The 10,169-nt window shown below is 73.7% G+C and carries 9 protein-coding genes; 7 read left to right on the forward strand and 2 right to left on the reverse strand.

The features are described from left to right. On the reverse strand, positions 1-1,826 hold a 1,826-nt coding region (locus AE652_RS25305; protein WP_049655454.1), incomplete at its 3' end, for an FAD/NAD(P)-binding domain-containing protein. Next, complete coding sequence (locus AE652_RS25310) at positions 1,823-2,776, reverse strand: amino acid ABC transporter permease (protein ID WP_049655456.1); 954 nt, start codon at positions 2,774-2,776, stop codon at positions 1,823-1,825. The genes AE652_RS25310 and AE652_RS25305, both read right to left, overlap by 4 nt. Positions 2,777-3,415: 639 nt before the next feature. Between AE652_RS25310 and AE652_RS25315 the strand changes: the two genes are divergently transcribed. From AE652_RS25315 to AE652_RS25345, 7 genes are all read left to right on the forward strand, one after another. Further along, positions 3,416-4,570, forward strand: coding sequence for an LLM class flavin-dependent oxidoreductase (locus tag AE652_RS25315; protein ID WP_049655457.1), 1,155 nt, complete (start codon positions 3,416-3,418; stop codon positions 4,568-4,570). Next, entirely contained in the window at positions 4,567-5,085 is a 519-nt protein-coding gene (locus AE652_RS25320; protein ID WP_049655459.1) for a GNAT family N-acetyltransferase, read from the forward strand. The genes AE652_RS25315 and AE652_RS25320 overlap by 4 nt, the downstream gene beginning before the upstream one ends. Before the next feature lie 10 nt (positions 5,086-5,095). Then, positions 5,096-6,040, forward strand: a complete 945-nt coding sequence (locus tag AE652_RS25325) for an ABC transporter substrate-binding protein (RefSeq protein ID WP_049655460.1) — start codon at positions 5,096-5,098, stop codon at positions 6,038-6,040. Positions 6,041-6,068: 28 nt separating this feature from the next. Then, positions 6,069-7,085 carry an amino acid ABC transporter permease gene (locus tag AE652_RS25330; RefSeq protein WP_049655462.1) on the forward strand — a complete coding sequence of 339 codons (1,017 nt, stop codon included), beginning with the start codon at positions 6,069-6,071 and terminating at the stop codon, positions 7,083-7,085. Positions 7,086-7,138: 53 nt separating this feature from the next. Beyond that, positions 7,139-7,891: an amino acid ABC transporter ATP-binding protein gene (locus tag AE652_RS25335; RefSeq protein WP_049655467.1), complete on the forward strand. Its 753-nt coding sequence runs from the start codon at positions 7,139-7,141 to the stop codon at positions 7,889-7,891. Positions 7,892-7,934: 43 nt separating this feature from the next. Then, positions 7,935-8,915: an ABC transporter substrate-binding protein gene (locus tag AE652_RS25340; protein WP_049655463.1), complete on the forward strand. Its 981-nt coding sequence runs from the start codon at positions 7,935-7,937 to the stop codon at positions 8,913-8,915. Between the two features lie 115 nt (positions 8,916-9,030). After that, on the forward strand, positions 9,031-10,169 hold a 1,139-nt coding region (locus AE652_RS25345), incomplete at its 3' end, for a serine/threonine-protein kinase (RefSeq protein WP_049655465.1).

A 10,169-nucleotide genomic window follows, 5' to 3' on the forward strand; every position in this document is an offset into this window, starting at 1 on the left:
CGGGCGAAGGCGGCGGCCGCGCGCAGGCTGGTGTGCGGGCCGAGGGCGGTGCGACGCGGGTGCGGGGCGCCGCCGAGGGCCGGGTCCAGCAGCCGGCTGTCGGCGGCGGCGATGGTGACCAGGCCGGAGCGGTGGGTGTAGTCCGGGTCGGTGACCACCTCCTCGACGATCCGTCCGGTGCGGTGCAGTTCGCCGAGCACCGGGTCCAGGGTGCGGGCCAGCGCGTGCTTGGGCAGGTACGCCTCGACCAGGGCCGTCGCGGTGACGTGGTGGCCGGGCACGGTGGCGCCGGAGGCCCGCCAGGTGCCGCTCGCCTCGTCCCGTTCGATCCGGACGTCCGCGCCGAGGAAGCGCACCACCCCGGCCTCGGAGAGGGCGAGCAGCTGGCGCAGCCGGAACCCGGGCGGGCCGGAGGCGAGGAAGCTGAAGTAGCCGAAGAACCACTCGTCCACCTCCTCGGCGAGGGAGCGGGCGGTGAGCCGGCCGCTGGCGACGACCCGGGGGAGCCGGCCGAACAGCGAGAGCAGGGCGAGGAAGGCGCCGAGGTCGGCGCTGTGCGCGGGGTCGGCGCGGCGGTCGGCGTCGGCGGTGACGTACCCGCGCAGGTGTGCCTGGAGCTCCTCGTCGGTGCCGAGTTCGAGCCCGGCCAGCGGGTGGTCGAGCCGTTCGAAGTCGATCCGGTCGGCCGGGGCGGGGACGGCCTCGGCGACCAGGGCGGCGAGTTCGGGGGAGTACCAGGCGTGCCGGTCGTAGCGGGCGAGGAACTCCGGCCAGGGCAGGGCGGTGCGTCCGGGGTGGGCGTGGAACAGCTCGTGGTAGTGCCCGAAGGCGATCTCCTTGGCCATCAACGGCCAGAAGTCGCGCCGCAGTTCTAGCTGTCCGCCGGTGGCGAGCACGGCGTCCACGGCGGCCTCGTCGAAGTACCGGGGGAGCGGGGCGTGCGGCCCCTGGAGGCGGTAGCCGGTCTTGGAGTGGTACGGGACGCCGCGCCGGGAGCCGAGGTGGAGCACCGGCTCGCGGCCGGAGGGGTGGTAGCGCAGCGCGGGCCCGTCCCCGGTGGGCTCGAAGCGGCCGCCGCGGCCCTCGGTGAGCAGGGCGACCAGGTCCACCGAGGCGAGGCCGAGGCCGCGCAGCACCACGTGTTCGCCGGGGGCGAGGGCGGCCAGGTCGTCGGCCGCGTCGGCGGAGTAGGCGGGCGGGAGGTGGAAGCGGCCGTGCCGGGCGGCGAACCGGGCGTCGGCGGCGTAGCGCGGGTGCGGGACGGAGTCGAGGTGGCCGAGGGTGAGCACGACGTGGTCGGCGCCGAGGGTCCGGTCGCCGAGGTGGACGGTCTGCGGGCCGTCGGCCGGGCCCTCGATCCGGTGGACGGTGTCGCGGTGGACGGTGACCGTGACGTGCGCCGGCAGTTCGGCGACGGCGCGGCGGAACACCCAGTCCAGGTAGGCGCTCTGGGCCCGGCGGGTGGGGAAGTCGGTGGGGGCGAGGGTGCGCAGCTCGGCCCGGACGGCCGGGTCGGCGACCTCCCGGTAGGGCGCGAACTCCTCCTGCCGGGGCGCCCATTCGGCGAGCGAGGGGCCGGGGCGGACCGGTCCTTCGAGGGTGGAGCGCTCGTCGGTGAACATGGTGACGTCCTCGGCCATCGAGTTCATCCGCAGCAGCGGGGACTGGTCGTGGCGCCAGATCCGGCCCGCGCCCGGCGGGTACGGGTCGACCAGGTGGATCGCCAACGGCCGCTCGGCGGGCAGGAGTTCGGCGGCGTTGGCGGCGATCCGCTCCAGCAGCCCGGTGCCGCGCGGGCCGGCGCCGACGATGACGAGCTCCGTCATGCCCGCACCACCTTGACGAGGGCCGCGCGGGCCCGCTGCAGCGGCGTGGGCGGCAGGCCGTCGCGGGTGGCGCCCCGGGCGAAGCGGCGCTCCACGTAGTACTGGCCGATGGACAGCAGGGTGGTGACCACCAGGTACCAGATGGTGGCGACCATCAGCATCGGGATGACCTGGTACGACTGGAGGTAGACCAGCTGCACCGAGTAGAGCAGGTCGGAGACGGCCAGCACGCTGACGATGCTGGTGCCCTTGAGCGCGCCGATCAGCATGTTCCCGGCGGTCGGCACGATCGCCCGCATCGCCTGCGGCACCACGATCCGGCGCAGCACCCGCCACCGGCCGAGCCCGAGCGCGGCCGCCGCCTCCAGCTGGCCGCGGTCGACGGAGAGGATGCCGCCGCGGATCACCTCGGCGGCGTACGCGGTCTCCAGCAGGGTGAGGCCGATGACGGCGGTGAGGGTGGGGCCCATCAGGTTGACGGTCTTGACCGTGACGAACTCGGGGCCGAACGGGATGCCCAGGCCGAGGGTCGGGTAGAGCGCGCCGATGTTGAAGAAGAACAGCAGCTGTACCAGTGGCGGGGTGGAGCGGAACACCCAGATGTAGCCCCAACTGAGCGTGCGCAGGACGGGGTTGTCGGACAGCCGCATGGTGGCGAGGACGGTGCCGAGCACGAAGCCGAGGGCGAGGGTGGCGGCGGTCAGCCAGAGGGTCAGGGCGAGGCCGTCGAGCACGGAGCGGGCGGTGAACCAGTCGGCGACCACGCTCCACTGGAAGGCCTTGTTGCGGACCACCGAGTTGACCGCCATCGCGGCCAGCAGCAGGGCGACGGCGGCCGCGGCCCACTGGCCGGGCTTGCGGCGGGCGACGATCCGGGCCTCGGGGGCGGGCGGCGCGTCGGGGCGGTCGAGGAGGGCGGGGGCGGGCAGGACGTCCTGCGGGGTGGCCATGGCGGCGGCTCCTGGGCGGAGTGCGGGCGGGGAGAGGTACGGCGGTGGTCACGTACGGGGGCGGCGGCCCGTGTCCCTCAACACGGCCGGCGCGTGGCACTGCACTCCGCGTCGATCGTACGCACGCGCGATCGACGGCTGTCAAGGGTGGTCGGGGGTGCCGGACGGCTTCGTCGAAGCGCGTCGAAAAACCGACAGGAGATCGCAACAGTGCGGCAATGATGGATGGTTGACGTACCGATCGGCCGACTGTTCAACTTGGGGCCATGTACGCCGAGCAGCCCCTGGTCACCCGCGACCACATCGACTTCGGTCGGGTGTGGTCCGCGGCGTGTCGCGGCTGACCCGGCAGCGGGCCGCCCGTCCGGCCTGATCCCCCGGCGGGGAGAGCCCTCCCTCGGACCGCCCCGTCGCGGCCGGATCCGTCGTCGACGACCGGCGACGCGTCAGGCCCCCGCTGCCGCCGATGACCCCGCACTGCGCTCCGGCCCTCCCGCGCTCCGGCCCTCCCGTCGTCCGGTACCTCCGCTCCCGCACCCCTCCCACCGTCACCCGCTCGACGGCCGCCCCGCCGCGGCCGCCTCCGGTGCCGCCCACCCGCGGTCCACCGGACCTCCACCCACCCCGAAAGGTTCCGCCATGCCCGTCGAATTCCTCGGCATCGCCGCCACCGGCGACGGTTCGGAGACCACCGCCCGCACCACCGCCGCCTTCGACCGCGACTACACCCTGCGGCTGGCCCGGGCGCACGAGGACCACGGCTGGGACCGGGTGCTCTTCGCGTACGGGGCCGGCGCCCCCGAGCCGGCGGCCGCGGCGGCCTTCCTCGCCTCGCACCTGGACCGCCTCCAGATCCTGCTGGCGCACCGGCCCAACGTCTCCTACCCGACCTTCGCGGCCAAGACCTTCGCGACGCTCGACCGGATCAGCGACGGCCGGCTGACCGTCCACTTCATCACCGGCGGCAACGACCACGAGCAGCAGCGCGAGGGCGACTTCCTGACCAAGGACCAGCGCTACGAGCGCACCCGCGAGTACATCGGCATCGTCAAGAAGGCCTGGACCAGCCGGGAGCCCTTCGACCACGAGGGCCCGCACTACCGCTTCAACGACTTCGTCTCCGACGTCTTCCCCGTGCAGCAGCCGCGCCCCGGGGTCTCCTTCGGCGGCTCCTCGGACGCGGCCTACGCGGCCGGCGGCGCCGAGGCGGACGTCTACTGCCTGTGGGGCGAGCCGCTGGCCCGCACCGCCGAGCAGATCGAGCGGGTGCGGGAGGCGGCCCGGGCCGCCGGGCGCACCGACGTGCCGCGGATCCAGGTGGCGTTCCGGCCGATCATCGCGCCGACCGAGGCGCTGGCCTGGGAGAAGGCGCACCGGACGGTGGCCGCGATCCGGGCCCGCCGGGGCGCCGACCGGCCGGGGACCACCCCCGAGGCCGTGACACCCGAAAACACCGGCTCCCGGCGGCTGATCGAGATCGCCGAGGCCGGCGAGCGCTACGCCCGTGCGCTGTGGACCCCGACCGCCGCGGCCACCGGTGGGGCGGGCAACTCCAACGCGCTGGTCGGCACCCCGGAGACGGTCGCCCAGGCGCTGCTCGACTACTACGACCTCGGTGTGGACATCCTCTCCGCGCGCGGCTACCACCTGCTGGACGACGCGATCGACTTCGGCCGGTACGTCATCCCGATCGTCCGCGAGGAGGTCGCCAAGCGGGACGCCGCCAAGGCCGGGGCCGCCCGGGCCGAGCGGGCCGAGCGCGACCGCCACCAGCTGATCGCGGCGCAGGCGTGAGTGCGGCCGGCGGGTGGGAGTTCCGCAAGGCGTCCGTCGACGACCCCCTGGTCGAGCCGCTGCTGCGCGAGCTCACCCACGAGTACGTCACCCGGTACGGCCCCGAGGCGCACCAGGAGATGACCCGCTACCCGGGCGAGGCCTTCGCCGAGCCGCACGGCGTGCTGCTGCTCCTGCTGGAGGACGGCGAACCGGTGGCCGGCGGCGCGTACAAGCGCTACGACGAGCGCACCGCCGAGGTGAAGCGGATGTGGACGCACTCCGCGCACCGCCGCCGGGGCCTGGCCCGCCGGGTGCTGGCCGAGCTGGAGCGGACGGCCGTCGCGGCCGGCTACAGCCGGTTCTACCTCACCACCGGGCCGCGCCAGCCCGAGGCCAGGAACCTCTACCTGGCGGCCGGCTACACCCCGCTGTTCGACGTCTCGGCCGATCCGCTGACCATCGGTCCGCTCCCCTTCGAGAAGCGGCTGCCGGTCCTCGGACCGCAGTCGCCCGTTCTGGCCCACACTCCCTGAAAGGCCCCCCGTGAGAACCAGCACCGTCCGCCGCCGCCTGCTCGCGACCGCCGCCCTGCTGCCGGTCCTGGCCCTGGCCGCCTGCGGCTCGGACCCGAAGATCGCGGGCGCGGCGGCGGGCGGTCCGTCCGCCGCCGCCACCGAGGACCTCGTCTCCGGCCTCAGGACCTCGCAGGCCGCCGCCGCGCTGCTGCCCGAGGACGTCCGCGCCGCCGGCACGATCAGGTTCGGCTCGTCCTTCGGCACGCCGCCCAGCGCCTTCTACACCGACCAGGCCGACCGGAGGCCCGCCGGGATCGACGTGGACTTCACCGACGCGGTGGCCAGGCTGCTCGGCCTGACCGTGCAGCGCGAGCAGGCCGCCTTCGAGACCATCCTGCCCGCCCTGGACAGCGGGAAGTACGACGTCGGCACCGGCAACTTCGGGGTCACCGCGGCCCGGCTGAAGACCATCGACTTCGTCACCTACATCGACGACGGCCAGGGGTTCGCGGTGAAGAAGGACAACACCGCGATCCAGCCGGTCACCGACCTGGTCCAGCTGTGCGGACTGACCATCGGCACCGGCGCCGGCACCACCTTCGAGACCACCCTCAACAGCCGGAAGAGCGTCTGCACCGACGCTGGGAAGAAGCCGTACGAGGTCAAGGCGTTCAGCGAGAGCGGCGCCCTGCTGACCAGCCTCCAGCAGGGCCGGGTGGACATCGAGATGTCCACCATCAACGGCCTGCGCCACCAGGTCGCGCAGGAGGCCTCGGGGACCCGCTTCCTCAACGAGTTCCACCGCCTCGACGTCGGCTTCGCCCTGAAGAAGGGCTCGAAGCTCGCCCCGGCCCTCCAGGCGGCGGTCAACCAGCTGATCAAGGACGGGACGTACGAGCGGATCCTGCGCAAGTGGGGGGTCGCCGAGTCGGCGATCAAGGAGTCGCAGATCAGCCCGCCCGAGCACGCCTGAGCGCCGGCCCGAGCGAAGGAGACCCCCGATGACCACCGCCACCACCGCCACCACCACCGGGACCAGCGCGGCCCCGCCCAGCCGGCCGGCCCCGGCCGCCGCCCTCGACCTCGACCGGCTGGCCGGCCTGCGCACCGTCCCCGCCCGGCACCCCTGGCGCTGGGCCGCCGGGATCGCCGCGCTGGTCGTGCTCGCCCAGTTCGCCCACGGCCTGGCCACCAACCCCGGCTGGGACTGGGCCACCTTCCGGCTCTACTTCACCGCCGACACCATCCTCCGGGCGATCGGACGGACCCTCGAACTCACCGCCTACGGCACGGTGCTGGGCTTCCTGCTGGGCACCGTGGTGGCCGCGATGCGGCTGTCCCGCAGCGCGATCCTGCGCTCCATCGCCTGGGCCTACGTGTGGGTGTTCCGCTCGATCCCGCTGATCGTCCAGCTGGTGTTCTGGTTCAACCTCTCCTACCTGTACAAGCGGTTCGGGATCGGCATCCCGTTCGGCCCGACCTTCGGCGAGGTCGAGACGGTCGGCGTGCTCAGCGCGCTCGGCGCGGCGGTGCTCGGCCTCGGGCTGCACCAGGCCGCGTTCGCCGCCGAGATCATCCGCGGCGGCATCATCGCGGTGGACGCCGGCCAGCGCGAGGCCGCCGCCGCGCTCGGCATCCCGCGCTGGCGGCAGGGCCGGCGGATCGTGCTGCCGCAGGCCATGCGCGGCATCCTGCCGGCCGCCGCCAACGAGGTGATCTCGCTGCTCAAGGGCACCTCGGTGGTCTACGTGATGGCCATCGGCGAGCTCTTCTACCAGGCCCAGGTGATCTACGGCCGCACCGGCCGGGTGGTGCCGCTGCTGATGGTCGCCACCGTCTGGTACGTGCTGCTGACCACCGTGCTCTCGGTCGGCCAGTACTACGTCGAGCGCCACTTCGCCCGCGGCGCCCAGCGCACCCCGCCGCCCACCCCGTGGCAGCGCGTCCGGGCCCTCGCCCGGAGCCTGCCGGACCGCACCCGGCCCGCCGCCGCCCGTACCCCCGGAGGACAGTCGTGACCACCCTGACGAAGCCCGAGCCGAGCCCGGCCGCCCCGACCCCGGCCGCCCCGATGGTGCAGGTCCGCGGCCTGCACAAGAGCTTCGGCCGGCTGGAGGTGCTGCGCGGGGTCGACCTGGACGTCCCGGCCGGCTCGGTGACCGTGGTGCTCGGCCCGTCCGGCTCCGGCAAGTCCACCCTGCTGCGCGCGATCAACCACCTGGAGAAGCTGGACCGCGGCCACGTCGCCATCGACGGCGAGCTGATCGGCTACCGCCGCTCCGGCGACCGGCTGTACGAGCTCAAGGAGCGCGAGGTGCTGCGCCAGCGCACCGGCATCGGCTTCGTGTTCCAGAACTTCAACCTGTTCCCGCACCTCACCGTGCTGGAGAACCTGGTCGAGGCGCCGGTCTCCGCGCTGCGCCGCCCCCGGGCCGAGGCCAGGGCGACGGCGCTGGCGCTGCTGGAGCGGGTCGGGCTGGCCGACAAGGCCGCCGCCTACCCCCGGCAGCTGTCCGGGGGGCAGCAGCAGCGGGTGGCGATCGCCCGGGCGCTGGCGCTGGAGCCGAAGGTGCTGCTGTTCGACGAGCCGACCTCGGCGCTCGACCCGGAACTGGTCGGCGAGGTGCTGGACGTCATCAAGGACCTGGCCCGCAGCGGCACCACGATGATCGTGGTCACCCACGAGATCGGCTTCGCCCGCGAGGTCGCCGACACCGTGGTCTTCATGGACGGCGGCGTGGTGGTCGAGCAGGGCCCGCCCGCCGAGGTCCTGGACCGGCCGCGGCACGAGCGCACCCGGGCCTTCCTGGCCAAGGTCCTCTGACCCTCCTTTTCCCAACCACCCTTCACCGAGCAGGAGTTCCGCCATGTCCCTACCCCGTCGCGCCCTCGTGACCGCCGCCGCGCTCACCGCAGCCCTCGTCCTGGCCGGCTGCGGCAGCGGCGCCACGGGCGCGGCGGGGGAGCTCGCCCCGGCCAAGGGCAGCACCGCGCCGGACGGCACGGTGGTGAACCTGTCGCCGAACCAGGAACGGGTCACCACGCCCAAGGTCGACGCGATCGCCGCGCTGGTCCCGGAGGAGATCAGACGGAAGGGGACGCTGAGCGTCGTCGACTCCATCGGCTCCACCCCGCCGCTGGACTTCTACGCCAACGACGACAAGACGATCATCGGCGTCGAACCGGACCTCGCCCTCCTGATCGGCAACGTGCTCGGCCTCAAGGTCGAGTTCAACCCGGTCTCCTGGGAGAACATCTTCGTCGGCCTGGACAGCGGCAAGTACGACGTCGGCCTGTCCAACATCACCGTCACCGAGGCGCGCAAGGAGAAGTACGACTTCGCCACCTACCGGCTGGACGTCCTGGGCTTCGAGGCGAAGAAGGGCGGCGGCCTCAAGGTCACCGGCCCCAGGGACCTCGCGGGCAAGGCGGTCGGCGTCGCCACCGGCACCAACCAGGAGAAGCTGCTGGTCTCCTGGAGCGAGGAGAACGTCAGGAACGGCCTCAAGCCGATCGACATCAAGTACTTCCAGGGCACCGAGTACTACCTGGCGCTCTCCTCCGGCCGGATCGAGGTCTACACCGGCCCCAACCCCAGCCTGGCCTTCCACGCCGTGCAGACCGGCGAGACCGAGGTCGTCGGCACCTACTCGGGCGGCGGCGCGGACGTCCTCGGCAAGATCGCGGCGACCACCCGGAAGGACAACGGCCTGGTCAAGGCGTTGAACGGGGCGATCGACGAGGTGATCAGGAACGGCACGTACGGGCAGGTGCTCAAGCGCTGGGGCCTGGACAACGAGGCCGTGAAGAGCTCCGAGATCAACCCGCCCGGGCTGCCCAAGCTGTAGCTGCCGGAAGTGGGCCCGGCTCGTTCACCCGTTCGTCCCCGCCCGCCGCTATGGTGACCCCTCCGACCCCTCCGGCGGCGAACGCCGAGCGGGCGCGGTCGGGTTGGGGGAGGGAATGGAGAAGGGCGAGGTGCTCGGCGGCCGCTTCCGGCTGGAGCAGGAGCTGGGCCGGGGCGGCTTCGGCGTGGTCTGGCGGGCGACCGACACGACCATCGACCGGCCGGTCGCGGTCAAGGTGCTGCTCGCCGAGCACGCCACCGACCGGGAGGCGGTCAGCCGGTTCGTCCGCGAGGCCCGGACGGCCGGCGGCCTCAACAACCCGCACATCGTCACCGTGTACGACTACGGGTGGACGGAGTCCGGCTCCGGGAAGATCCCGTACCTGGTGATGGAGCTGGTCCGCGGCCGGGCGCTGTCCGAGGTGCTCAAGGACGGCCGGCCGGACCACAAGCAGGGGCTGCGCTGGATGCGGCACGTGTGCAAGGCGCTGGACGCCGCGCACCGCTCGGGGATCGTCCACCGGGACATCAAGCCCGAGAACGTGATGATCGTGGAGGACGGGGAGCGGGCCAAGGTCCTGGACTTCGGCATCGCCCGACTGGTCACCCAGACCGTCCGGCTCACCTCCACCGGCAACGTGGTCGGCACCGTCCCGTACCTGGCGCCCGAGTGCTGGTCCGGCGGCCCGGTGGACGGCCGGGCCGACCTCTACGCGCTCGGCATCATGCTGTACGAGGTCTGCACCGGCACCCGCCCGTTCCGCGCCGCCTCGGCCGCCGAGTACATGTACAAGCACCTGGAGGAGGTCCCGCCCCGGGTGCGCGGCAAGGACCCGGCCCTGGCCGGGCTGGTCGCCGAACTGCTCGCCAAGCGGCCCGGACAACGGCCGGCCGGCGCCGCCGAGGTGCTGGAGCGGCTGCGCGCCATCCGGCCCGGGATGCTGCGCCCGGACGACCCCAGCCCGGAGCAGCTGCGCCGGCGGGCCGACCGGGCCTGGCGGCACGGGGAGGCCGGCGAGGCCGCGGAGGCGGTGGAGATCCTCACCGCGCTCGTCCCCGACTTCGCCCGGATCTGCGGCCCGGAGGACCCGCGCACCCTGCGCACCTGCCACGACCTGGCCCTCTGGCTGGCCCGGGACGGCAGCCCGGGCGCGGCCGCCGCCCTGCTGGACGAACTGGCCCAGGTGCCCGGCACCACCCCGGAGGCCCGGGCGGACGCCCGGCGCGACCTCGCGCACTGGCAGCGGGAGGCCGC

The sequence above is a fragment of the Kitasatospora sp. MY 5-36 genome, from assembly GCF_001182915.1.
Lineage (GTDB): Bacteria > Actinomycetota > Actinomycetes > Streptomycetales > Streptomycetaceae > Kitasatospora.

Bases quoted from the DNA above. Each gene is read 5' to 3' on its own strand.
- AE652_RS25315 (WP_049655457.1), top strand. From the start codon at position 3,416: ATGCCCGTCGAATTCCTCGGCATCGCCGCCACCGGCGACGGTTCGGAG.
- AE652_RS25340 (WP_049655463.1), top strand. From the start codon at position 7,935: ATGTCCCTACCCCGTCGCGCCCTCGTGACCGCCGCCGCGCTCACCGCA.
- AE652_RS25310 (WP_049655456.1), bottom strand. From the start codon at position 2,776: ATGGCCACCCCGCAGGACGTCCTGCCCGCCCCCGCCCTCCTCGACCGC.
- AE652_RS25335 (WP_049655467.1), top strand. From the start codon at position 7,139: ATGGTGCAGGTCCGCGGCCTGCACAAGAGCTTCGGCCGGCTGGAGGTG.
- AE652_RS25330 (WP_049655462.1), top strand. From the start codon at position 6,069: ATGACCACCGCCACCACCGCCACCACCACCGGGACCAGCGCGGCCCCG.